The following is a 21,971-nucleotide window of genomic DNA, read 5'->3' as shown; positions in this document are numbered from 1 at the left end:
GAGAAGACGCTATTTCCTGTATAAATATTGCGTAACAGGAGGAACCAAAGGCCATGCCTATCAAGAAATATAAACCTACCACACCCGGCCGCCGTGGAATGACCACCCTGACAAAGGAAGAAATCACAACATCCACGCCCGAGAAAAGCCTGCTTGCTCCGCTGAGCAAAAAGGGCGGCCGCAACAACAATGGACGCATCACGACCCGTCACAAAGGCGGCGGACACAAGCGTCACTACCGGATCATCGACTTCAAGCGCAACAAGGATGGTGTTCCTGCCAAGGTTGCCACGATCGAATACGATCCCAACCGTTCCGCCAACATCGCCCTGCTGCACTATGCAGATGGTGAGAAACGCTACATCCTGGCTCCCAAGGGTCTGGAAGTCGGCACGAAGATCGTGTCCGGCCCCGAAACAGATGTACGTGTCGGAAACGCCATGGAACTGCGCAACATGCCTGAAGGTACTGTTGTTCACAACGTTGAGCTGAAACCCGGCAAGGGCGGCCAGATGGCCCGTTCTGCAGGCAGCTCCGCTCAGATCCTCGGTGTCGAGGATAAATACGTAACCCTTCGTCTGACTTCCGGTGAAGTCCGCAAGGTACTGGGCACATGCCGTGCCACCATCGGCACTGTCGGCAATGAGGACCACAACCTGGTCAACCTTGGTAAAGCCGGCCGTTCCCGCTGGATGGGCATCCGCCCGACTGTCCGCGGTTCTGTCATGAACCCGAACGACCACCCGCACGGTGGTGGTGAAGGCCGCACCCCGATCGGCCGCAAGGCACCTATGACGCCCTGGGGCAAGAAAGCTCTTGGCGTGAAGACCCGCAACAAGAAGAAGGCGAGCACGAAGCTGATCGTACGCCGCCGCAACGGGAAGTAAGAGGAGGAAATCATGAGCCGCAGTCTGAAAAAAGGCCCGTTCGTCGATGAGCACCTGATGAAAAAGGTGGAGGCGCTGAACGCAGCCAACAAAAAAGAAGTCATCAAGACCTGGAGCCGTCGCTCTACGATCTTCCCTCAGTTCGTGGAACACACCTTTGCTGTTCACAACGGCAGGGAACACGTTCCCGTCTATGTAACGGAAGATATGGTTGGACACAAGCTCGGTGAGTTTGTGCCCACCCGCAAATATACCGGCCACGCTTCTGACGACAAGAAGGGCCGCAAGTAGGAGGCAAGGACAATGGAAGTGAAAGCAACAGCCAAAACTCTGAGAATCCAGCCCCGCAAAGCGCGCCTGGTCCTGAACCTGATCCGGGGCAAGGATGTGGAAGAAGCCGCAGCCATCTGCAAGTTCCTGCCCAACAAGGGTGGTGCAATGGTCGGAAAGGTACTGAAATCCGCCGTTGCCAATGCAGTCAACAACCACGACCTCGACGAAGACAAACTCTATGTCAAGGCCTGCTGGGCAGATGAGGGCATTACCATGAAGCGTTACATGCCCCGCGCCAAGGGTTCTGCAAGCCCCATCAACAAGAGAACCAGCCACATCACTGTGGTTGTGGCCGAGAAAGAGTAGGAGGTCCGAATGGGTCAGAAAGTAAGTCCGATCGGCATGCGTGTCGGCGTCATCCGCGACTGGCAGTCACGGTGGTACGCAGACGATAAGGAATTCGGCAAGCTGCTGATCGAAGATGTGAATATCCGCAACTTCATCGAAAAATATTATGCTGGTCTGTCCGCCAAGGCGGCTGACCGTCGCAAGGCTGATCCCCAGATCTCCCGGATCGAAATCGAGCGCTGCAAGAACCGGATGACAATCATCATCCGTACTGCACACCCCGGTGTTGTGATCGGCCAGGAAGGCAAGTCCATCGACGGTCTGCGCAAGCAGCTGGAAAAACTGACAAAAGTCAAGAACATCCAGATCAACGTAGTGGAAGTGGCCAACCCAAACCTGGACGCACACCTGGTTGCACGCTGGATTGCCAATGAACTGGAAGGCCGGAAGTCTTTCCGTGCCACACAGAAAAAGGCCATTCAGAACACAATGCGTGCCGGTGCAAAGGGCATCAAGACACAGGTATCCGGCCGTCTGGGCGGTGCCGACATTGCCCGTTCCGAAGGCTATTCCGAAGGTGTTGTTCCTCTGCACACACTGCGCAGCGATATCGACTACGCCTGGGAAGAAGCTTCCACAACCTATGGCCGTCTGGGCGTAAAAGTCTGGATCTGCCGCGGTGAAGTTCTCCCCGGTGAAATGGTGAAAGAACCCGAAGCACCGAAACAGCGCCCGATGCGCAACCGCCGCAAGGGCCGCAACGACCGTGGCGGACGTCCTGGCGGCCGCGGCCCGAGACGCGATCAGAATGCAGCAGGCCGTCAGCCGGCTGAAGCTGCAAACAAGGGAGGTAACGACGATGTTAATGCCTAAGAGGACCAAATACCGCCGTCCTCACCGTCTGTCCTACGAAGGCCGTGCAAAAGCAGGCCGGAATGTGGACTTCGGCGAATACGGTCTGGTGGCTGAATCCGGAAACTATGTTTCCAACCGGCAGATCGAAGCAGCCCGTATTGCCATGACCCGTTACATGAAGCGTGGCGGCAAGGTCTGGATCCGGATCTTCCCGCACATGGCAAGAACCAAGAAGCCTCTGGAAGTCCGCATGGGTTCCGGTAAAGGTGCTCCCGAAGGATGGGTTGCTGTAGTCAAGCCCGGACGTGTTATGTTCGAGGTTGGCGGTGTCAGCGAAGAAGTGGCCCGCGAGGCGCTGCGTCTGGCAGCTCACAAGCTGCCTGTGAAGACACGGTTTGTAAAAAAAGGAGAAGCTCTCTAATGAAGGCGAATGAAATACGTGAAATGAGCAACGAAGAGCTCGTAAAGCAGATCAATGTCCTGAAGGATGAGCTCTTCAATCTGCGTTTTCAGCAGGCAACCGGCCAGCTGGAAAACACTGCCCGTCTGAAGCAGGTCAGAAAAGACATCGCACGCATCAAGACAATTCAGACAGAGCGTGCAAACGCGAAGTAAGGAGACCAGAATGGAACAGAGAAACGCCCGTAAGACATATCGCGGCACTGTCGTATCTGACAAGATGGACAAGACCATTACGGTCGCCGTTGAAACGAAGAAGACGCACCCGCTGTATGGCAAGCGCGTCAAATACACAAAGAAATTCAAAGCGCATGACGAACAGAACGCTGCCCGTGAAGGCGATACAGTCGTAATCATGGAAACCCGTCCTCTGTCTGCCACCAAGCGGTTCCGTCTGGTGGAGATCGTCGAAAAGGCGCGCGGATAGAACGGAGGATACCATGATCCAGAATGAAAGCCGACTGCGAGTGGCCGACAACACGGGTGCCAAGGAAGTCCTGGTTATCCGCAACCTCGGCGGCAGCGTAAGAAAGTTCTCGAACATCGGTGATGTCGTTGTATGCACTGTCAAGCAGGCTGCGCCCGGCGGAACTGTCAAGAAAGGTGATGTTGTCAAAGGTGTCATCGTTCGGACAAAACGCGGTGTTCGCAGAGACAACGGCACGTACATCAAGTTTGATGACAATGCCGTTGTTCTGATCAAAGACGACAAGACACCCCGCGGCACCCGTATTTTCGGGCCTGTCGCCCGTGAGCTCCGTGACCGGGATTACATGAAGATTGTTTCCCTGGCTCCGGAAGTACTGTAGGAGGTCCAGCATGAGAATCAAAAAAGGCGATAAAGTCAAAGTGATTGCCGGTGCCTACAAGGGTACTGTTGCAGAAGTGAAGCAGGCATTCCCCCGTGAGGGAAAGCTGATTGTTGAAGGCGTCAACATGGTCAAGAAGCACATGAAGCCGACCCAGGCAAATCCTGATGGCGGCATCATTGAAAAGGAAGCCAAAATCGACGTCTCCAATGTCATGGCCTACGATGAAAAAGCCAAGGTAGCCAGCCGTGTGGGATACAAGTTTGTGGAAAACAAGGACGGCAGCCAGAGCAAAGTCCGCTATTACAAGAAGAGCGGCAACATTATCAAGGACTAGGAGGGTTTATGAACCGTTTACAGGAAAAATATACAAACGACGTAGTCCCTCAGTTGATGAAAGACTTCGGCTACACCTCCATCATGGAAGTGCCGAAGATCGAAAAGGTTGTCATCAATGTGGGTGTCGGCGATGCCATTCAGAACTCCAAGCTGCTGGATGAGGCAGTGGAGGAAGTGGCTGCCATTACCGGTCAGAAGCCGGTGATTACCCGTGCAAAGAAATCCATTGCGAACTTCAAGCTGCGTGAAGGCATGCCAATCGGTGCGAAGACCACTCTGCGTTCCGAAAAGATGTATGAATTCCTCGACAAGCTGTTCAACATCTCTCTGCCCCGTGTACGTGACTTCCGTGGTGTAAGTGATACAAGCTTCGATGGCCGCGGCAACTACACACTGGGTGTGAAGGAACAGATCATCTTCCCGGAAATTGATTTTGACAAAGTCAACCGTACCCGGGGCATGGATGTCGTTATCGTCACGACAGCCAAAACCAACGAGGAAGCCAGGGCTCTGCTTGCAGGCCTGGGCATGCCCTTCAAGAAGTAGGCAAGGAGCGAACAATGGCTAAAAAAGCAATGATCAACAAGCAGCAGCGTCCTGCGAAATTCAAAGTTCGCGAGTACACCCGCTGCGAACGGTGCGGCCGTCCGCATTCCGTTCTGAGAAAATACAAACTGTGCCGTATCTGCTTTCGTGAACTGGCTTACAAAGGCCAGATCCCGGGCGTTAAAAAGGCCAGCTGGTAAGAAGGAGGCGTGTTTTTATGATTATGACAGATCCCATCGCGGATATGCTGACACGCATCCGCAACGGTCTCGCTGCCAAGCACGAAACCGTAACAATGCCTTCCAGCAAGGAAAAGGCAGCCATTGCCAAAATCCTGCTGGATGAAGGCTATATCAACGGATACAAGATTGAGGGCGATGTGAAGAAAACTCTGACCATCGATCTGAAATACGGCAAGAACGGTGAAAAAGTCATCAGTGGTCTGCGCCGCATTTCCAAACCCGGCCTCCGTGTCTACGCCAAAGTGGAAAACCTGCCCCGGGTTCTGAACGGACTGGGCACAGCCCTGATTTCCACATCCGGTGGCATCATGACAGACCGGGATGCCCGCAAAAAGAACATGGGCGGCGAAGTCATCGCCTATATCTGGTAATAGAAGGAGAACAAAATGTCACGTATCGGCAATAAACTGATTACCGTTCCCGAAGGTGTCACCATTGACATCGCCGACGGGAATGAGGTGACTGTAAAGGGGCCCAAGGGCACCCTGGTACGCAAATTCAGCGATCTCATGGACATTGAGGTCAATGGTAACGAAGTCAAGGTAAAACGTCCCAACGATGCCAAGCACACCAAACAGCTGCATGGCACAACACGGGCTCTGCTCCACAACATGATCGAAGGCGTTGCACACGGATTCACAAAGGAACTGGAACTGGTCGGTATCGGTTACAGAACCGCAGTGAAAAACGGCAAGCTTTCCATGAACGTAGGCTACTCCCACCCGGTGGACATGGAAATCGAAGAAGGCCTGGAAGTTACCTGTCCTTCTGCCACTTCCATCAAGGTGGAAGGCATTGACAAGCAGCAGGTTGGACAGTTTGCCGCCCTGGTGCGTGCGGTCCGCAAGCCTGAACCTTACAAAGGCAAGGGTATTCGCTACAAGGGCGAAAATGTGCGCCGCAAAGAAGGCAAGACTGCCGGTAAGAAGTAGTCGTGGGAAAGGAGAAAGAATATGCTTAAGAAAACATCCCGCAATTCTTCGCGGATCCGCCGTCATGTGCGTGTCCGCAGAAAAGTCAGCGGTACTCCTGAATGCCCGCGTCTGAATGTCTTCAGAGGCAACGCCAACATCCATGCGCAGATCATTGATGACATCAACGGAAACACGCTTGTTTCCGCATCCAGCGTACAGATGAAGCTGGCTAACGGAGGAAACGTCGAAGCTGCCAAGGCAGTGGGAACGGAACTGGCAAAACGTGCTGCAGAAAAAGGCATCAAACATGTTGTCTTCGACCGTGGCGGTTATGTCTACACCGGCCGTGTGAAAGCACTGGCTGATGCAGCCCGGGAAGCCGGACTGGAATTTTAGGAGGCCCTGACCAATGGCGAATGAAAGAAAACCCAGACGGGAACAGAAAGAATTCGACGAGCAGGTCATTGCGATCAACCGCGTGACCAAAGTCGTCAAGGGCGGCCGGAATTTCCGCTTCGCTGCCCTGGTTGTAGTCGGTGACCACAAAGGCCGTGTCGGCATCGGTACCGGCAAGGCAAAGGAAGTACCTGATGCGATCCGCAAGGCTGCGGAAAACGCACGGAAGAATGTATTCCGGGTACCTCTGGAAGGAACCACAATTCCTCACGACATCACCGGCCGTTACGGCGCAGGCGCTGTATTCATGCGCCCCGCTGCTGAAGGTACCGGAATTTCCGCCGGCGGTGCTGCCCGTGCAGTGCTGGAACTGGCCGGAATCAACGATATTCTGACAAAATGCCTTGGTTCCCGGACCAAGATCAACGTGGTTCGTGCCACTGTTGACGGTCTGAAAAACCTGCGCACCATCGATCAGGTAGCTGAACTCCGCGGCAAGAAGCCGTACGAGATCCGCTAGGATAAGGAGGGCACGATGAAACTTCATGAAATGAAATCCCTGGCTCCCCGCACAGCCCGCAAACGGGTTGGCCGCGGTCCTGGCAGCGGTCTTGGCAAAACAAGCGGCCGCGGTCAGAAAGGTCAGAACGCCCGGAGCGGCGGCGGTGTACGCCCCGGTTTCGAAGGCGGTCAGACACCTCTGGCCAGACGTCTGCCGAAACGCGGATTCACCAACATCAACCGCAAGGAATATGCCGTTGTCAATGTTGAGGATCTGAACCGGTTCGAAGACGGTACAACAGTTACACCCGCCCTGCTGAAGGAAACCGGGCTGGTCCGCAAGGAACTGAACGGTGTCAAGATTCTCGGCAATGGTGAACTGACAAAGAAACTGAATGTAACAGCAGCGAAGTTCTCTAAATCTGCGGTCGAAGCCATCGAAAAAGCTGGCGGAAAGGCCGAGGTTCTCTAGGGAATGAGCTCTTCCATCAAGGCAATGTGGACGAACAAGGATATCCGCAACAGAATCCTGTTCACCCTCTTTGCCTTTCTTGTGTATCGTCTGGGCTGTGCCATCACTGTTCCCGACGTAAACACAACGGACCTGGTCGCAGGACTTGGGGACAATTCCCTGTTTGCGATGCTGAACCTGCTGGGAGGCGGCGGACTGGAACAGTTCTCTGTTTTCGCCCTGGGCGTTACTCCCTATATCACGGCCAGCATCATCATTCAGCTGCTGAGCATGGATGTCATCCCGAGCCTGACCGAGCTTTCAAAATCCGGCGCCAACGGACGCAAGAAGCTCGACAAATACACGAGATACCTTGCGGTGGTATTCGGCTTTGTTCAGTCGATGTCACTGGTCTACGGTTTCTCTCAGAGCTACCCCGGCCTGATTATCGGTGGTGTAAGCGCAGCAAAACTGCTTTATATCTCCACCATTTTCACTGCCGGAACGATGTTCCTGGTCTGGATCGGCGACCAGATTTCAGTCAAGGGCATCGGCAACGGTATTTCCATGGTCATCATGGCCGGTATTGTCGGGCGCATGCCACAGCAGTTCACCGCTGCCTGGACAAGTCTGACCGGTACAGAGAGCGCTACCGGCTTCTGGCTCTTTGCGGCCTACATTCTGTTCTATCTGCTGATTATTGTCTTTGTGACTCTGATCAACACGGCTGAACTGAAGATCCCCATCCAGTACACATCCAGTTCTCTGGCCATCCAGAAAAGCACGAAAATGAACTATCTGCCGCTGAAGGTGAACTCCGCCAGTGTGATTCCGGTCATTTTCGCCCAGTCTCTGATGATGGCCCCGCTGCAGATTGCTTCATTCTTCCCTGCGAAGGACTGGATGACGACGATGAATAACTGGCTTGGCATGAAAACCTGGTATTCTCTGTCGATTTACGTGGTTCTGATCATTCTCTTCACGTTCTTCTACACGAAGATGCAGATCAACCCCGAAAAAGTCGCCGAGAATCTGGGAAAATCCGGTGCCTACATTCCCAGTGTCCGTCCGGGCAAGCAGACAGAGGACTACATCAACAAGGTTCTCTCCCGGATTACGGTGCTTGGTGCATTGTGCCTGGCTGTGATTGCGGTACTGCCGCATCTGATGCCGCTTGTCTGGCCGGAACTGCCCAGTTCCATGGCCATTGGCGGAACCGGCATGATCATTGTTGTGGGTGTGGCACTGGAAACTGTCCGTCAGGTACAGGGACTGATCACCCAGAAATCCTATAAAAATTACTTCGAAGAGTAGAAGGGAACGTCATGAACATCTTCATCATGGGAGCACCGGGTTCCGGAAAAGGAACCTTCTCCAGCCGCATCAAGGATACGTACAATCTCAACCACATCTCCACCGGTGATATCTTCCGGGACAACATCTCCCGGCAGACTGATCTGGGAAAGAAGGCACAGCAGTATTCCGAAAAGGGACTGCTGGTGCCGGATGAGATCACCAATGCGATGGTGGCGGATTATCTTCGCAGTCTGCCGGACAGAAAGAACGGCTATCTGCTGGATGGATATCCCAGAACTCTCGCGCAGGCGAAAGCATTTGAAGAACTCACGGCAGGCACATCGGATTCTCCGGATCTCATTCTCTCCATGGATGTACCCTTTGATGTTCTGACAAAGCGCATCACAGGGCGCAGAACGTGCAAGAACTGCGGAGCCATCTATAATATATATACGAAGGCTCCTGCAGCAGATGGCATCTGCGATGTCTGCGGCACTGAGCTGTCGCAGCGCAAGGACGACAATGAAGAAAGCCTGAAGGTGAGGCTGAATGAGTATGCAGCCAACACCGAACCGGTTATTGACTATTACGCTTCCCGGGACATGGTCAGCCGTGTGAATGCCGACCGGCCCATCGAAGAAATCTGGGCGGATGTTCAGGAAATCCTGAACGCAAAATAAATCCGCATCTAGGTAGCAAAAACTTGTAATCCAGATAAATTGCGCTTATACTATATAAGCGCATTTATTTGCGTTTATAATCATTCACGTTTCTGCTGCAATCCGCATTTGCAACTCAAATACGCATTTCAGCAGGGGACAATACGTGATCACAGGAGGAACAGATATGAAAGTAAGACCGTCTGTAAAACCGATCTGCGATAAATGCCGGGTTATCCGCCGCAAAGGACGGGTCATGGTAATCTGTGAAAACCCGAAACACAAGCAGAGACAGGGAAACTAGGAGGAAACAATGGCACGAATTGCAGGAGTAGACATCCCCAACGACAAGAGAGCTGTCATTTCGCTCACTTACATCTACGGAATCGGCCGGACAACCGCTGCTGATATTCTGAAAGCTGCCGGGATCAGTGAAGACAAGAGAATCAAGGATCTGACAGAGGCAGAACTGAACGCCATCCGTAAGGAAGTTGACAAGATCAAGGTTGAAGGCGATCTGCGCCGTGAAGTTCAGCTGAACATCAAACGCCTGATGGAAATCGGCTGCTACCGCGGTATCCGTCACCGGAAGGGTCTGCCTGTTCGCGGACAGCGCACAAAGACAAACGCCCGTACCCGCAAAGGCAAGGCGAAGACAGTCGCAAACAAGAAGAAGTAGGTGAGGAGCAGAAATGGCTAAAGTACAGAGAAGGACAGGAAAACGCCGGGCACGCAAGAATATCGCCCGCGGCGTCGCTCACATCCACTCCACGTTCAACAACACGATCGTTACGATTACAGATGAGAACGGAAACGCTGTGAGCTGGAGCTCTGCCGGAGCTCTGGGCTTCAAGGGAAGCCGCAAAAGCACTCCGTATGCCGCACAGCTGGCAGCGGAAGCAGCCGGCAAGGCTGCGATGGACCACGGCATGAAAACTGTGGCGGTTGAAGTAAAGGGACCTGGCCCCGGACGTGAAGCGGCTGTCCGTGCGCTGCAGGTTGCAGGCCTGGACATCACCATGATCAATGACGTGACACCGATTCCCCACAACGGCTGCCGTCCCCCGAAACGTCCCCGCGGATAAAACAGTAAACATGACACAAGAGGAGGTGTCCGCATGAATTCGTTTAAGATCGACACCCTGGAGACCAGTCAGATTTCCGGATCCTTCAGAATGAGCCCGCTGCCGGATCATTTCGGCATCACGCTGGGCAATGCCCTGCGCCGGGTTCTGCTTTCGGCAGTGCCTGGAGGCGCTGTATTCTCCATCCGGATCGACGGTATATTCCATGAATTCACCGGCATCAAAGGCGTGACAGAAGATGTGGCCCAGATCATTCTGCAGATCAAGCAGCTGATTCTGAAAATAGACATCAACGACAATGATATCTACAAGCTGCGCATCAATGCAGTCGGGCCCTGTACAGTCACTGCCGGCGACATTGAATGTCCCGCAGGCGTGGAAGTGCTCAACAAGGACCTGCCCATCTGCACGCTGGCGCAGGGCGGTGCCATCAACATTGAAATGCAGGCCCGTCTGGGCCGCGGTTATGTCGGCGCTGAAACCAACAAGCACATTTATCAGAATGACGGACAGCCTCTTGGAATCATCTATACAGACGCCCTGTATTCACCGGTAAAGAGAGTTGCTTACAAGAGCGAACCTGAACTGAATGAAGAAGGCGTGGCTTATGACAAACTGACAATGGAAATCGACACTGACGGTACACTCAAGCCTGAAGAAGCGCTTTCCATCGCGTCCAAAATCCTCAGAGATCACCTTGCGATTCTTCAGAACCTGGATGAAGCCGTTGTGGAAATTCCCACTGCGGAAGAAGCAGTGACAGAAGAAGCCACAGGCGGCCTGCAGCACAAGCTCATCGAAGACCTTGAACTCTCGGTTCGTTCCTACAACTGCCTGAAACGGGCGGGAATCACCACGGTGGAGGAACTCATCGACAAGACAGAAGATGAACTGATGCATGTACGGAATCTTGGCAAGAAATCCCTGAAGGAAGTCAAAGAAAAAATCTACTCCCTTGGACTCAGTTTCAAGGCGGGTAACGAATAAACAGGAGGAACCCCATGAGAAACCGCAAGCTCGGGCGGACCAGCGACCACCGCAAGGCTCTGCTGAGAAATATGGCTACCTCGCTGATCGAACACGGTCAGCTGGAAACTACGGAGATGAAGGCGAAGGAACTCAGCGCTGTAATGGACAGCCTGGTTACACTGGCGAAGAAGGGCGATCTTGCTGCCCGTCGTCAGGCCGCTGCTTTCGTCCGCGAAGTAGAGGTAGATGAAGAAGGCACAACAGCTCTGCAGAAGCTCTTCAACGAAATCGGTCCTGCCTATGCAGAACGCAACGGCGGCTATACCCGCGTCATCAAGACACGTATCCGCCGCGGTGATGCTGCGCCGATGGCCATCGTTGAATTTGTGAAGTAACAACGTTACTTCACTTTTTTCTTATGTAACTGAGGGAGGACCCGGAGTATGAAAGACAGTCTGGAAATCACAAAGGAAGCAGTGGTTCATATGGTTCCTGTCATGGAAGCAGAGGGGCTGGAGGAACTGGCATCACTGGCCAGAGAAAATGGCTGCCAGTCCATGCTGGAAATCGGAACTGCGGTCGCCCGGACAGCGGTGTATATGGCAGAACAGGGACTGACTGTGACTACCATCGAACGGGATCCGGATATGATCCGGCAGGCGAGAAAAAACATTGCAGAAAGCGGAAAGCCGGTGACTCTGATTGAAGGGGACGCCCTCGAGACTGCTGTGACAGGGCCCTTTGATCTTATTTTCATTGACGCTGCCAAAAGCCAGTACCGCCGTTTCTTCGAACGCTATTCTCCTCTGCTGTCAGAAAATGGTATCATTGTGACAGACAACATGAAATTTCATGGAATGGTGGATCATCCGGAAATGACAGAAAACCGCCATACCAGAGGGCTGATCCGCAGGCTGCGGGAATACCGCAGGTTTCTGGAGGGGCTTGAGGACTGGACAACAGAGTTTCTGGATGACAAAGGCGATGGAATCGCTGTTTCAAGGAGGAAACGATGAACTGGTTGAAATTTGCGCTGGCAGCCGCCGGCATTGCAGCCGGCGCCGCTGCCGTGGCTGCATCCATTGTGAAAAAAGAAGATGACCGCGAGATGGATGATTATCTGATGTCTGACCCCGAGCCGGATTTCGATCCGGTTGCGGCAGCCACCCAGCGGGCGGAGCTGGATGCACAGACCTGGGAAAGCCTGGATGATGAATCGCTCCCGGTACGGATTTCCTATGTTGTGGACGGACCCGAAACAGCATCCATGGCGCAGGAACTCCTGGCCTCCGGCGGCTATTCCAGCAGCATGGATACAGAATCCGGTGTGCTGGATGTACTCTATACTCAGGAAAAGCCGGTCAAGGTGCTCCTTGACTGTGCCGGTCTGGAAGGCGTGCAGTACACAGGTTACTGCATAACAGCCTGATCATCAGCTGGAAAAGGACGAGTCAGCGTCCTTTTTTCTTCGGCTGCAGGACTGAAGAAACAGTTTTTCCAGCCGGCTTTGAATGGGCATACATTCTGGATCTCTCCGGGCAACTGACGCTGGTGCAGAGAATGAATCACGGTTTCAGCCGGAAAATGGTATCATCGAAATCATGGGAGGAACTGCATGACCAAACAATACAATGGCAGGGACGCTGTTTCTGTACGCGACCTGACCTTTTCATATGACGGCCAGCGGGATGTACTGAAAGGGATATCCTTTGATATCCCCAAAGGCAGTTACACCGCAGTGATCGGACACAACGGCTCCGGGAAATCCACACTGGCCAAACTGCTGATCGGCCTGCTGCCGGCAGCGTCCGGTTCGATCAGTATCCTGGGAACGGAACTTACGGAGGATTCCGTCTATGATATCCGTACATCCACGGGAATCGTGTTTCAGAATCCGGACAATCAGTTCATCGGCAGCACTGTGGCGGATGACATTGCCTTCGGTCTGGAAAACCGCTGCATTCCCCAGGAACAGATGCAGGAACTGATTGAAACCGCGGCCAGACAGGTGGGGATGACAAGATTTCTGGATTCCGAACCCACCAAGCTTTCCGGTGGTCAGAAGCAGCGGGTGGCGATAGCCGGGATTCTGGCTGTGGCACCAGACATCATCATTTTTGACGAATCCACAAGCATGCTGGATCCCAAGGGAAAAAAGGCCATCAATGAAGAAATCCGGCGACTGCACGAAGAGAAGGACATCACCATTCTCTCCATCACCCATGATATGGAAGAAGTGGCACAGAGTGATTATGTGCTGGCGCTGAAAGACGGATCCATTGCCATGACAGGGACTCCGCGGGAGATTTTTTCCCGGCAGCAGGAACTGCGCCAGATGGAACTGGATGTTCCCTTTGCCTGGAAAATCACGGATGAACTGTGCAAGCTCGGTCTGACCGAACATCAGGCACTGGACCTGGAGGAGGCTGCAGAGGAAATATGTCGATAGAAGCCAGACACCTGGGACATGTCTACAGTCCCGGTACACCTTTTTCCTTCCAGGCGCTGGATGATGCCAGTGTGAAAATCCCGGAAGGAAAGATGACTGCGATCATCGGGCAGACAGGAAGCGGGAAATCCACTTTTGTTCAGCATCTCAACGGACTGCTGGTACCCACTGCCGGTGAACTGGAAATCCTGGGCAGAAAAATTCTGCCGGGCATGAAAATCAGGGATTTGAAGGAACTGCGCAGGCAGGTGGGACTTGTGTTCCAGTTTCCGGAGTATCAGCTGTTTGAAGAAACCATTGCGAAGGACATTGCCTTTGGCCCGAAAAACTTCGGGGTGCCGGAGGAGGATGCGCTGGAGCAGGTGAAACGGATTCTGCCGGTTGTGGGACTGGATGAAACGTACCTCGACCGCAGTCCCTTTGACCTCTCCGGCGGCCAGAAACGCCGCGTGGCCATTGCCGGTATTCTCGTTCTGGATCCGGAGGTCCTGGTTCTGGATGAGCCGGCGGCAGGCCTGGATCCCCAGGGATCCCGGGAGATGATGGAACTGTTCTCCGATCTTAACCGCAAGGAAGGCAAGACCGTCCTGCTGGTCACTCATGACATGGAGCACGTTCTGAAGTACTGCGACCATGTCATTGTCATGGATCAGGGAAAGGTCGCCAGAGAAGCCGATGTGCAGGAGTTTTTCTCGCATCCCGAATGGCTGGAAGCCATCGGGATCGATCCCCCGGGAATCGTCCGCCTGCAGCTGAAGCTGAAGGAAAAGGGAATGGATCTGGGGGACATCCGGCTGCGGGATGCGGATCTGATTCAGGCCATCCGGGACTGGAAAGAGAATCACAGTGCCGTGCAGCCCGAAAAAACGGCAAACGGAGAGGTACAGGCATGAACAACATCGCTCTTGGACGGTATCTGCCTCTGAATTCAGTCGTGGACAAAATGGATCCCCGGGCCAAAATCCTCATCATGCTGCTGCTCATGATAGCCATCTTTGTTCCCGCCGGATTCTGGGGCTATGTTCTGATCTTCGCCTTTATCTGGATCGCTCTGAAGCTCTCGAAACTCACCATCGGCTTTGCCCTGCGGAGCATGAAACCCATGATGTTCATGATGGTGTTCCTGCTGGTGATCAACATCTTCGCCATCCGGACCGGCGTGCCACTTGTACAGTGGGGCTGGTTTTCCATCTATTCCGATGCGATTTCACAAACCCTTTATATAATAGTAAGACTGATGCTGATGGTGATCATCACCACGATTCTGACAGCCACCACCAAGCCGCTGGATCTGACACTGGGCATTGAAAAACTCCTCAAGCCCTTTGAAGCGGTTGGTCTGCCTGCACACATCATTGCGATGATGATTTCCATTGCCCTGCGATTCATTCCCACACTGATCGAAGAAACTCAGCGGATCATGAACGCTCAGGCAAGCCGGGGTGTGGATCTGGAAAACGGATCTCTGAAAGAAAAAATCATGGCAGTCCTGGCGCTGATCGTTCCGCTGTTCGTATCGGCGTTTGACCGGGCGGATCAGCTGGCCAATGCCATGGAAGCCAGGGGATACGATCCGCAGCGTCCCCGGACCCGGTACAAAGTGCTGAAGATGACCGCACCGGATATCTGGGGACTGGTGGCAGCTGCCGGCGTGCTGACCGGCTGCATTCTGCTGGCGGTTTTCTGATGCCGGAAACAGCCGGACAGCAGAGCATGTCTGATGGCAGGAAAACAGCAGCGGTCAGTACCCTGCAGCATCCGCTCCACCGGTTCATGGCTGTGGTCCAGTATGATGGAACAGACTACGCCGGCTGGCAGCGGCAGATCAATGCGCTGGGCATTCAGCAGGTGCTGGAGGAAGCCCTGGAGAAGCTCACCGGTCATCCGGTTCCGGTGACAGGCAGCGGACGAACGGATACGGGCGTGCATGCCACAGGACAGGTCTTTCATTTTGATGCCCGGCAAGGCATCCGCTGGGTTCCGGCACTGAACTCGCTGCTGCCCCGGGATATCCGGATCCTGGAAGTCACGGAGGTGTCGGCGGATTTTCACGCCCGGTTTTCCGCCAGAAGAAAACGGTATGAATACTGGATGACGCTGCAGCAGCCGGATCCCTTTACCTGGCGGTACAAATGGTTCCGTCCGGTGAAACCGGATCCGGAAAAAATGCGTCAGGCTGCTGCCTGTTTCATCGGCACGCATGACTTTACGAGTTTCACCAACTGCCATCACCATCCGGACAAGAGCATGGTCCGGACTGTCACCAGGCTGGATGTTCTGGAGGAAGGCCAGGATATCCATCTGGTGTTTGAAGGGACCGGTTTTCTCCGGTATCAGGTTAGAATGATGACAGCGGTTCTGGAAGCAGCCGGACGCGGAAAACTGACGCCGGAGGATATAAACCGGATGCTGGCGCAGCGGGACAAACACGCCAGCCGGTACAATGCGCCGGCGCACGGGCTGTTTCTGAGCAGGGTATGGTATTGAATATGGAAGAAACACACACAGGAAAAGCGGCTTTGATCCAGGCCAACTATCACACGCACACCAGACGCTGTCTGCATGCCGGCGGCACGGACGAGGAATACGTGCAGGAGGCTCTGCGGCAGGGATATGATGTTCTGGGGTTTTCGGATCACTGTCCATGGCCGTATGAATCCGGCTACATTCCCCGGATGCGGATGCGGCTGGAGCAGTTTGCGGGCTACCGGGAGAGTGTCCTGGCGCTCCGGGACGCATACCGGGGCCGTATAGAAATTCTGCTCGGTCTGGAAGCGGAATACTTTCCCCGGTATATGGACTGGCTGCTGGATTTTGCAATCCGCGAGGGGATCGATTATCTGATTTTCGGAAATCACTATCACGAATCGGACGAAACCGGGCAGTACTTCGGAAAAATCGCCAGGGATCAGTTCGATGTCTATGTCCGGACTGTGCTGGATGGCCTGGAAACAGGGATGTTCAGCTATCTGGCTCATCCGGAACTGCCGCTGCGTTCCCTGGACTGGGATGAGGGCATGCGGCCGGGATTTGAAGCCATCTGCCGGTACTGCGCCGCTCATGATATTCCGCTGGAGTACAATGTGCTGGGCCTGCAGCTTGCCCGCCGGACGGGACGGGAAGGATATCCCCATCATCATTTCTGGGAAATCGCCGGTTCCTGCGGGTGCCGGGCCATCATTGGCATGGATGCTCATCATCCCCGGGATCTGCGGGTGTCGCTGTACCGCCAGGCGAAAAAGAATCTGGAGACCTTTGGCGTGAAACTGACCGACCGGATACCCCGGGTGGATTTCGTCCGGCTCCGGGAGCGGAAGCAGAAAGAAAAATCCGAATGAGAAACAAAAGGCGTTGATTTTATCGGCGCCTTTTTATAGACTATAGGTTGGCTGAACTCCAGCCTTTTGAGCCCCGGTAACGCTCAAATCATAGGAGGAAATATCATGCGCCAGACAACAATGGCAAAACCCGCTGAAGTAGTCCGCACATGGTACGTGATCGACGGTGAAGGTCAGACGCTCGGACGTCTTGCGACCACGGCGGCTCATGTACTGCGCGGCAAGCACAAACCTACATATACACCCAACGTTGACTGCGGTGACTGTGTCATCATTGTCAATGCCGACAAGGTGGAAATGACAGGCAACAAGCTGAACACTGAAAAGTACTACAACCATTCCGGCTATTTCGGAGGCATGCGCGTTCGCACTGCAAAAGAAATGAAGGAAAAGTATCCGGTTGAATGGGTGTCTCATGCTGTAAAAGGCATGCTGCCCCACACAAAACTGGGTGACAAGATGCGCAAGCACCTGTTTGTTTACGAAGGACCCGAACACCCCCATGCAGCTCAGCAGCCCGTTGAGCTGAAGGTGAAAGGATAGGAGGAATAGAGAATGGCAGTCAAGAAAACGGACCTGGTCCAGTACCATGGCGTCGGACGACGCAAAAAATCTGTTGCTCGTGTCTTTCTTCGTCCGGGAACAGGAAACATCACAGTAAACGGCAAGCCTCTGGAGCAGTATCTGCCCAGTGAGATCCTGCAGCAGGTTGTCAAGTCCCCTCTGGACCTGACCAACACCCTGGATCAGTTTGATGTGATCGTCAACGTAAACGGCGGCGGTTTCACCGGTCAGTCCGGTGCGATCCGTCACGGCATCACCCGTGCGCTGATGGAAGCCAACGAAGGCTACCGTCCCGTCCTGAAGGCAGCCGGTTTCGTTACACGTGACCCCCGTGCCAAGGAACGGAAGAAGTATGGTCTGAAGGCCGCACGCCGCAGTCCCCAGTACTCCAAGCGTTAGTCTCAGCGAGGATATTTCAAAAACAGAGCATCGATGGTGTTCTGTTTTTTTTGGTTCTGTCCCACCAAAATGTGACGGAGTATACTGGGAACAGACAAATCGGGAATTTGCAGGAGGAATGGGAATGAACGGTATTATACAATTGCTTCCGTTGGAAGATAGCGATAGAGAGCAGTTTATCACAGACAATCAGGAGGCATTCAACTACGGAGCAATGGAAGAGTTCGGTCTTCGGGACAACCATTTTGAAGCAGACGGTCAAATCATTTCACGGGAAACGATTAAACAGTCTATTGATGGCGGAGAAGCCTATCGGATCGTTTCCGACGGCAAAAAAGTCGGCGGCGTCGTTATCAGGATTGAGGGCGAAAAAGGAGATTTAGATTTATTATTCGTATCTCCGTTCGCCCACAGCAAGGGGATTGGATATGCTGCGTGGTGCGCAGTTGAAAAGCTGCATCCAGAGGTGAAGATCTGGGAGACGGTGACACCGTATTTTGAGCAGCGCAATATCCATTTCTATGTAAACCGATGCGGGTTTCATATTGTAGGTTTTTTCAACAAATTCCACCCTGATCCCAACGATCCTGATTCGAGTGGCGAAGAATTTGATGAGCAATTCCCAGACGGAATATTCCGGTTTGAAAAAGTTATTCACTGACTTTCAGTTTGTCTGTGATGTGAGAAAACCTGTGGCTCTGTATCCAATCACATTTTGGCGGGACAGAGCCTTTTTTACGCGCCCAGTCCCCCTTGGACACTGCTGCGGCTGGTCTGCACCGGACAGAAAAAAGCGAAGACACCGCAGCCGGGACTGCAGAGTGTCTTCGCTTTTTGCAGCAGGTCTCAGGAATGAAGTTCCGGAAGTGCCACAGCAGGCCGCAGGGTAATCAGAAAACCATGCCTGCACTGCTGCAGTACATTTTCCTCACCGCCGCCGAATGCCCACTGACATCCTGTGCCGAGAAACAGATTCGTCAGAGACAGCCAGATCTTTCTGGGATCCGAATGATTCAGGATCTGTCCGGATTTCTGCGCCTTCCGGATGGCTTCTTCAATGTGCTCCTGCAGCTCATAGCCTGTTGTATTGGGATGGGTATGGCTGCGCAGACACCGGATGACGTAATGCGAGTACAGGTCATGGCCCAGCTCGCTGCTGCGTTTCATGATGCAGCTGGTTCCGGCCCAGATCTCCTCGATGTAGGACCCGGCCAGATCAAGAGAAGCCATCTCCTGCAGGACAGTTTCATCCGCTCCCTGATAGTACTGAGACAGCAGGGCATCCTTGGAGGCAGCGAATTTATAGAAAGTCGGTTTTGTGATGCCGACTTCATGGCAGATGTCCATGACCGACACATTGTCGAATCCATGCTCCCTGAACAGCTGGAAAGCGGCATCGGCGATTTCCGCCAGTGATGTTTTCCTCTTCATGCAGGTACCTCGCAAAGCCCCTGAAGGGCTTCCAGAAATTCGGTTACCACATCCACCTGACCTTCATTCAGAATCCACCAGGCGCAGAATCCGATCAGTGTGGAAATAATGACATCATAGAGTTCTTCCGGGTCGGTGTCGTCCAGAATCTCTCCCGAACGCTGCGCCTGCCAGAGCACGGCGGTCATCCGGGTGCGGAACTCGGGGCTGACCCTGAAACGGTCCTGCTGGGACATGACATTCTGGATGAACAGCTGCATGCAGAAGTCTGTTCCAAAGGACAGAAAGGATTTCAGAAAATCGGTGAAGCCTTTTCTGATGCAGTTCCACCAGGAGCCCTGCATCTGCGGATCATCCCAGGTATCATCGGCTTTTCCGGCAATCCGGTAGAAAAACAGTTCAAGAAGATCCCCCTTGGTCACTGCATATTTGTAAAAAGTGGGCTTGGTGATGTCGCAGGCTTCGCATATCTCCCGGACGCTCACATTGTCGTAGCCCTTTTCCTGAAAAAGACGCAGCGATGTTTCGAGGATCAGCGGTTCAAGATCCCGCCGCTTCATGGTGTGACCAGACGGTAATACATAGATGATCACCCTTTCCCCTGCGGCAGAGGCAGTATGCTTTACCGCAGTCAACTTTCGCCTACATTGTATGCCGGGTTTCCCGGAAAAGCAATTAGCCTTGCGCTCTGCAGTACAAAAAGGAATAAAAATTGTAACAATCGGTCACTTTCGGGCACTGGATGACGGTATGGTTACATGTGACCTGCTCCCGGGCGGGAGGCATCCGTCACCTTCTGCTTTCTTTCTTTTGTTTCTGAAAGGTTTTCAGTATAGTAGGGTGGTATGGAGGATTTGATCATGAGAGATACAGCCATGTTTGACATCATTGGCCGGGAAGAAGACCGGCAGAAATACAACGTTGAACTCATTGCATCCGAGAACTTTGTCAGCGACGAAGTCCGGGAAGCGCAGGGTTCGGTTCTCACCAACAAGTACGCCGAAGGCTACCCCGGCAGGCGGTATTACGGCGGCTGCGTGCATGTGGATGAAGCGGAACGTCTGACCATTCAGCGGGCAAAGGAACTCTTCGGAGCCGAGTATGCCAACGTGCAGCCGCATTCCGGATCCCAGGCCAACATGGGCGTGTACCTGGCCTGTCTGGAGCCGGGGGATACAGTCCTGGGCATGGACCTCACCAGCGGTGGTCACCTCACCCATGGTCACCCCCTGAACTTCTCGGGCCGCAGCTACAATTTCGTTCCTTATAATGTGAACCGGGAAACAGAACTGATCGACTACGATGAACTGGAGAAGCTGGCTCTGGAGCATCACCCGAAACTCATCGTGGCAGGCGCCAGTGCCTACCCCCGGGTGATTGATTTTGCGCGTCTGCGTGAGATCGCAGACAAGTCCGGTTCCCTGCTGATGGTGGACATGGCCCACATCGCCGGGCTGGTGGCCGCCGGACTGCATCCCAGCCCGGTTCCCTATGCAGATTTTGTGACCACGACCACGCACAAGACACTGCGCGGCCCCCGGGGCGGGCTGATTCTGGCAAAGGAAGAGTATGGAAAGAAAATCGATTCCCGGGTGTTCCCCGGTATGCAGGGCGGGCCGCTGGAGCATGTGATAGCCGCCAAGGGGATTGCGCTGCATGAAGCAATGCAGCCGGCGTTCAGGGACTACGCACAGGGGATTCTGGACAATGTGCAGGCGATGGCAGATGAATTTGAAAAAGCCGGTTTCCGGATGGTATCCGGGGGATCTGACAACCACCTGATTCTGCTGGATACGATGTCCAGCCTGGGGATGACCGGCAAGGAAGCAGAGCGGCTGCTGGATCTGGCAGGGATCACCTGCAACAAAAACACCATTCCCTTTGATCAGCAGAAGCCCTTTGTCACCAGCGGCATCCGTCTGGGCAGCGCGGCAATGACAAGCCGGGGATTCGGGGAAGCCCAGTTCCGTCAGACAGCTCGCTGGATCGTGGATGTGCTGAAAAACGGGACGGATGAACACGCGGCCCGAATCCGCCAGGAAGTACGGGCTCTGACTGAGACGTTCCCCACGGGAGCACAGATTTGATCCGTCTGATCTGTGTCGGAAAGAACCGGGACAAAGCGCTGAAAAGCCTGGAAGACGAATACGTCAAGCGGATCAGCGCCTTTGACAGGGTCCAGGTGGAAGAAGTGAAGGATGAACCCAATCTTCACACAGACCGGGAAGCGGAGGAACGCCGGGTGCGTGATGCGGAAGCAGCCAGAGTGCTGGACAGGCTGAAGGCGGATGATTTCGTGGTGCTGCTGGATCTGCACGGCACCATGCCGGATTCACCGGGATTTGCCTGGAAACTGATACAGTGGCGTCAGGCCGGTCATCTGGTCTTTGTGATTGCCGGCAGCCTGGGTCCGGGAGAGGCGCTGGTCAGACGTGCCGGGTACAGGCTGAAGCTTTCTGACCTGACATTCACACACATGATGACCCGGGTGCTTCTTCTGGAGCAGATATACCGGGGATTCATGATCGATGCAGGGCGCTCTTACCACAAGTAGGACGGTTACGAGCACAAAGGACAAACCATGGCAGTCCCAGGCCGGGTTTGTCCTTTTCGGTTTTCTTCTGTTCTCAAACCGGAGATTTGCGCCGGGCTTACAAATCCTCAGGACATGGACATATTCCTGCCTGCAGGTGATATACTGTTTACGATCCCGTCTTTTACAGTTTGAAGCGTGAAATCGGCGAGAAGCCCTTTACCTAAA

General features: G+C 53.8%; 37 protein-coding genes. 35 read left to right on the top strand and 2 right to left on the bottom strand.

The features are described from left to right. Positions 1 to 53: 53 nt before the first annotated feature. The 33 genes from rplB (at position 54) to QZ305_RS02480 (ending at position 18,440) form a co-directional block, all read left to right on the top strand. Positions 54 to 887, top strand: a complete 834-nt coding sequence (gene rplB, locus QZ305_RS02640) for a 50S ribosomal protein L2 (RefSeq protein WP_294729940.1) — start codon at positions 54 to 56, stop codon at positions 885 to 887. A gap of 12 nt (positions 888 to 899) precedes the next feature. Then, a complete protein-coding gene (gene rpsS, locus QZ305_RS02635; protein ID WP_294729939.1) occupies positions 900 to 1,178 on the top strand; it encodes a 30S ribosomal protein S19 in 279 nt (92 codons plus the stop codon). A gap of 12 nt (positions 1,179 to 1,190) precedes the next feature. Further along, positions 1,191 to 1,526, top strand: a complete 336-nt coding sequence (gene rplV, locus QZ305_RS02630) for a 50S ribosomal protein L22 (protein ID WP_067554902.1) — start codon at positions 1,191 to 1,193, stop codon at positions 1,524 to 1,526. Between the two features lie 9 nt (positions 1,527 to 1,535). Next, on the top strand, positions 1,536 to 2,381 hold the full coding sequence (rpsC, locus tag QZ305_RS02625; protein ID WP_294729938.1) for a 30S ribosomal protein S3: 846 nt from the start codon (positions 1,536 to 1,538) through the stop codon (positions 2,379 to 2,381). After that, entirely contained in the window at positions 2,368 to 2,784 is a 417-nt protein-coding gene (gene rplP, locus QZ305_RS02620) for a 50S ribosomal protein L16 (protein WP_067554908.1), read from the top strand. The genes rpsC and rplP overlap by 14 nt, the downstream gene beginning before the upstream one ends. Continuing rightward, positions 2,784 to 2,978 (top strand): 50S ribosomal protein L29, encoded by a 195-nt coding sequence (rpmC, locus tag QZ305_RS02615; RefSeq protein ID WP_294729937.1) that lies wholly within the window; start codon positions 2,784 to 2,786, stop codon positions 2,976 to 2,978. Before rplP ends, rpmC begins: the two co-directional genes overlap by 1 nt. A 10-nt stretch (positions 2,979 to 2,988) precedes the next feature. Further along, positions 2,989 to 3,249 carry a 30S ribosomal protein S17 gene (gene rpsQ, locus QZ305_RS02610; RefSeq protein ID WP_294729936.1) on the top strand — a complete coding sequence of 87 codons (261 nt, stop codon included), beginning with the start codon at positions 2,989 to 2,991 and terminating at the stop codon, positions 3,247 to 3,249. A gap of 13 nt (positions 3,250 to 3,262) precedes the next feature. After that, a complete protein-coding gene (rplN, locus tag QZ305_RS02605; RefSeq protein ID WP_294729935.1) occupies positions 3,263 to 3,631 on the top strand; it encodes a 50S ribosomal protein L14 in 369 nt (122 codons plus the stop codon). 10 nt (positions 3,632 to 3,641) lie between these two features. After that, positions 3,642 to 3,968 (top strand): 50S ribosomal protein L24, encoded by a 327-nt coding sequence (gene rplX, locus QZ305_RS02600; protein ID WP_294729934.1) that lies wholly within the window; start codon positions 3,642 to 3,644, stop codon positions 3,966 to 3,968. A gap of 8 nt (positions 3,969 to 3,976) precedes the next feature. Further along, the gene (gene rplE / locus QZ305_RS02595) at positions 3,977 to 4,516 is read left to right on the top strand and encodes a 50S ribosomal protein L5 (protein WP_294729933.1); all 540 of its coding nucleotides are present in this window, start codon (positions 3,977 to 3,979) and stop codon (positions 4,514 to 4,516) included. Positions 4,517 to 4,530: 14 nt separating this feature from the next. Then, positions 4,531 to 4,716, top strand: a complete 186-nt coding sequence (locus QZ305_RS02590; RefSeq protein ID WP_294729932.1) for a type Z 30S ribosomal protein S14 — start codon at positions 4,531 to 4,533, stop codon at positions 4,714 to 4,716. Positions 4,717 to 4,733: 17 nt separating this feature from the next. Next, a complete protein-coding gene (gene rpsH / locus QZ305_RS02585) occupies positions 4,734 to 5,129 on the top strand; it encodes a 30S ribosomal protein S8 (protein ID WP_294729931.1) in 396 nt (131 codons plus the stop codon). 15 nt (positions 5,130 to 5,144) lie between these two features. After that, positions 5,145 to 5,690 carry a 50S ribosomal protein L6 gene (gene rplF / locus QZ305_RS02580; protein ID WP_294729930.1) on the top strand — a complete coding sequence of 182 codons (546 nt, stop codon included), beginning with the start codon at positions 5,145 to 5,147 and terminating at the stop codon, positions 5,688 to 5,690. Positions 5,691 to 5,711: 21 nt separating this feature from the next. Then, positions 5,712 to 6,068 (top strand): 50S ribosomal protein L18, encoded by a 357-nt coding sequence (gene rplR, locus QZ305_RS02575; protein ID WP_294729929.1) that lies wholly within the window; start codon positions 5,712 to 5,714, stop codon positions 6,066 to 6,068. 13 nt (positions 6,069 to 6,081) lie between these two features. Continuing rightward, complete coding sequence (rpsE, locus tag QZ305_RS02570) at positions 6,082 to 6,588, top strand: 30S ribosomal protein S5 (protein WP_294729928.1); 507 nt, start codon at positions 6,082 to 6,084, stop codon at positions 6,586 to 6,588. Positions 6,589 to 6,603: 15 nt separating this feature from the next. Next, positions 6,604 to 7,041: a 50S ribosomal protein L15 gene (gene rplO / locus QZ305_RS02565; RefSeq protein WP_294729927.1), complete on the top strand. Its 438-nt coding sequence runs from the start codon at positions 6,604 to 6,606 to the stop codon at positions 7,039 to 7,041. Between the two features lie 3 nt (positions 7,042 to 7,044). Further along, positions 7,045 to 8,334 (top strand): preprotein translocase subunit SecY, encoded by a 1,290-nt coding sequence (secY, locus tag QZ305_RS02560; protein ID WP_294729926.1) that lies wholly within the window; start codon positions 7,045 to 7,047, stop codon positions 8,332 to 8,334. Between the two features lie 11 nt (positions 8,335 to 8,345). Next, complete coding sequence (locus QZ305_RS02555; protein WP_294729925.1) at positions 8,346 to 8,996, top strand: adenylate kinase; 651 nt, start codon at positions 8,346 to 8,348, stop codon at positions 8,994 to 8,996. Between the two features lie 166 nt (positions 8,997 to 9,162). Beyond that, a complete protein-coding gene (gene rpmJ, locus QZ305_RS02550; RefSeq protein WP_003866328.1) occupies positions 9,163 to 9,279 on the top strand; it encodes a 50S ribosomal protein L36 in 117 nt (38 codons plus the stop codon). 9 nt (positions 9,280 to 9,288) lie between these two features. Further along, entirely contained in the window at positions 9,289 to 9,654 is a 366-nt protein-coding gene (gene rpsM / locus QZ305_RS02545; RefSeq protein ID WP_294729924.1) for a 30S ribosomal protein S13, read from the top strand. A gap of 13 nt (positions 9,655 to 9,667) precedes the next feature. Beyond that, a complete protein-coding gene (gene rpsK / locus QZ305_RS02540) occupies positions 9,668 to 10,060 on the top strand; it encodes a 30S ribosomal protein S11 (protein ID WP_067554949.1) in 393 nt (130 codons plus the stop codon). Positions 10,061 to 10,093: 33 nt separating this feature from the next. Continuing rightward, positions 10,094 to 11,047 (top strand): DNA-directed RNA polymerase subunit alpha, encoded by a 954-nt coding sequence (locus tag QZ305_RS02535; RefSeq protein ID WP_294729923.1) that lies wholly within the window; start codon positions 10,094 to 10,096, stop codon positions 11,045 to 11,047. Positions 11,048 to 11,061: 14 nt separating this feature from the next. After that, positions 11,062 to 11,424, top strand: coding sequence for a 50S ribosomal protein L17 (gene rplQ, locus QZ305_RS02530; protein ID WP_294729922.1), 363 nt, complete (start codon positions 11,062 to 11,064; stop codon positions 11,422 to 11,424). A 48-nt stretch (positions 11,425 to 11,472) separates the two neighbouring features. Beyond that, positions 11,473 to 12,045: an O-methyltransferase gene (locus QZ305_RS02525; protein ID WP_294729921.1), complete on the top strand. Its 573-nt coding sequence runs from the start codon at positions 11,473 to 11,475 to the stop codon at positions 12,043 to 12,045. Next, positions 12,042 to 12,458 carry a hypothetical protein gene (locus tag QZ305_RS02520; protein ID WP_294729920.1) on the top strand — a complete coding sequence of 139 codons (417 nt, stop codon included), beginning with the start codon at positions 12,042 to 12,044 and terminating at the stop codon, positions 12,456 to 12,458. Before QZ305_RS02525 ends, QZ305_RS02520 begins: the two co-directional genes overlap by 4 nt. A 186-nt stretch (positions 12,459 to 12,644) precedes the next feature. Then, complete coding sequence (locus tag QZ305_RS02515; protein ID WP_294729919.1) at positions 12,645 to 13,478, top strand: energy-coupling factor transporter ATPase; 834 nt, start codon at positions 12,645 to 12,647, stop codon at positions 13,476 to 13,478. Then, the gene (locus QZ305_RS02510) at positions 13,469 to 14,371 is read left to right on the top strand and encodes an energy-coupling factor transporter ATPase (RefSeq protein WP_294729918.1); all 903 of its coding nucleotides are present in this window, start codon (positions 13,469 to 13,471) and stop codon (positions 14,369 to 14,371) included. Before QZ305_RS02515 ends, QZ305_RS02510 begins: the two co-directional genes overlap by 10 nt. Then, positions 14,368 to 15,165, top strand: a complete 798-nt coding sequence (locus QZ305_RS02505) for an energy-coupling factor transporter transmembrane protein EcfT (RefSeq protein ID WP_294729917.1) — start codon at positions 14,368 to 14,370, stop codon at positions 15,163 to 15,165. Before QZ305_RS02510 ends, QZ305_RS02505 begins: the two co-directional genes overlap by 4 nt. Then, a complete protein-coding gene (gene truA, locus QZ305_RS02500; protein ID WP_294729916.1) occupies positions 15,165 to 15,965 on the top strand; it encodes a tRNA pseudouridine(38-40) synthase TruA in 801 nt (266 codons plus the stop codon). Before QZ305_RS02505 ends, truA begins: the two co-directional genes overlap by 1 nt. 2 nt (positions 15,966 to 15,967) lie before the next feature. Beyond that, entirely contained in the window at positions 15,968 to 16,816 is an 849-nt protein-coding gene (locus QZ305_RS02495) for a histidinol-phosphatase (protein WP_294729915.1), read from the top strand. Between the two features lie 105 nt (positions 16,817 to 16,921). Continuing rightward, positions 16,922 to 17,359, top strand: coding sequence for a 50S ribosomal protein L13 (gene rplM, locus QZ305_RS02490; protein ID WP_294729914.1), 438 nt, complete (start codon positions 16,922 to 16,924; stop codon positions 17,357 to 17,359). Between the two features lie 12 nt (positions 17,360 to 17,371). Next, positions 17,372 to 17,779: a 30S ribosomal protein S9 gene (rpsI, locus tag QZ305_RS02485; protein WP_294729913.1), complete on the top strand. Its 408-nt coding sequence runs from the start codon at positions 17,372 to 17,374 to the stop codon at positions 17,777 to 17,779. 124 nt (positions 17,780 to 17,903) lie between these two features. Further along, positions 17,904 to 18,440 carry a GNAT family N-acetyltransferase gene (locus QZ305_RS02480; protein WP_294729912.1) on the top strand — a complete coding sequence of 179 codons (537 nt, stop codon included), beginning with the start codon at positions 17,904 to 17,906 and terminating at the stop codon, positions 18,438 to 18,440. 185 nt (positions 18,441 to 18,625) lie between these two features. On the opposite strand, the gene QZ305_RS02475 is transcribed toward QZ305_RS02480, so the two are convergent. Then, on the bottom strand, positions 18,626 to 19,210 hold the full coding sequence (locus QZ305_RS02475; protein WP_294729911.1) for a TetR/AcrR family transcriptional regulator: 585 nt from the start codon (positions 19,208 to 19,210) through the stop codon (positions 18,626 to 18,628). Further along, a complete protein-coding gene (locus QZ305_RS02470; protein ID WP_294729910.1) occupies positions 19,207 to 19,770 on the bottom strand; it encodes a TetR/AcrR family transcriptional regulator in 564 nt (187 codons plus the stop codon). Before QZ305_RS02470 ends, QZ305_RS02475 begins: the two co-directional genes overlap by 4 nt. Before the next feature lie 300 nt (positions 19,771 to 20,070). Here QZ305_RS02470 and glyA point away from each other — a divergent pair, with 300 nt between their 5' ends. Both glyA and QZ305_RS02460 read left to right on the top strand, forming a co-directional pair. After that, entirely contained in the window at positions 20,071 to 21,297 is a 1,227-nt protein-coding gene (glyA, locus tag QZ305_RS02465; protein ID WP_294729909.1) for a serine hydroxymethyltransferase, read from the top strand. After that, complete coding sequence (locus tag QZ305_RS02460) at positions 21,294 to 21,764, top strand: 23S rRNA (pseudouridine(1915)-N(3))-methyltransferase RlmH (protein ID WP_294729908.1); 471 nt, start codon at positions 21,294 to 21,296, stop codon at positions 21,762 to 21,764. The genes glyA and QZ305_RS02460 overlap by 4 nt, the downstream gene beginning before the upstream one ends. Positions 21,765 to 21,971: the final 207 nt, after the last annotated feature.

The organism is uncultured Faecalibaculum sp. (assembly GCF_910588395.1).
Lineage (GTDB): Bacteria > Bacillota_I > Bacilli_A > Erysipelotrichales > Erysipelotrichaceae > Faecalibaculum.
This window is presented reverse-complemented; position numbering and strand designations above follow the sequence as displayed.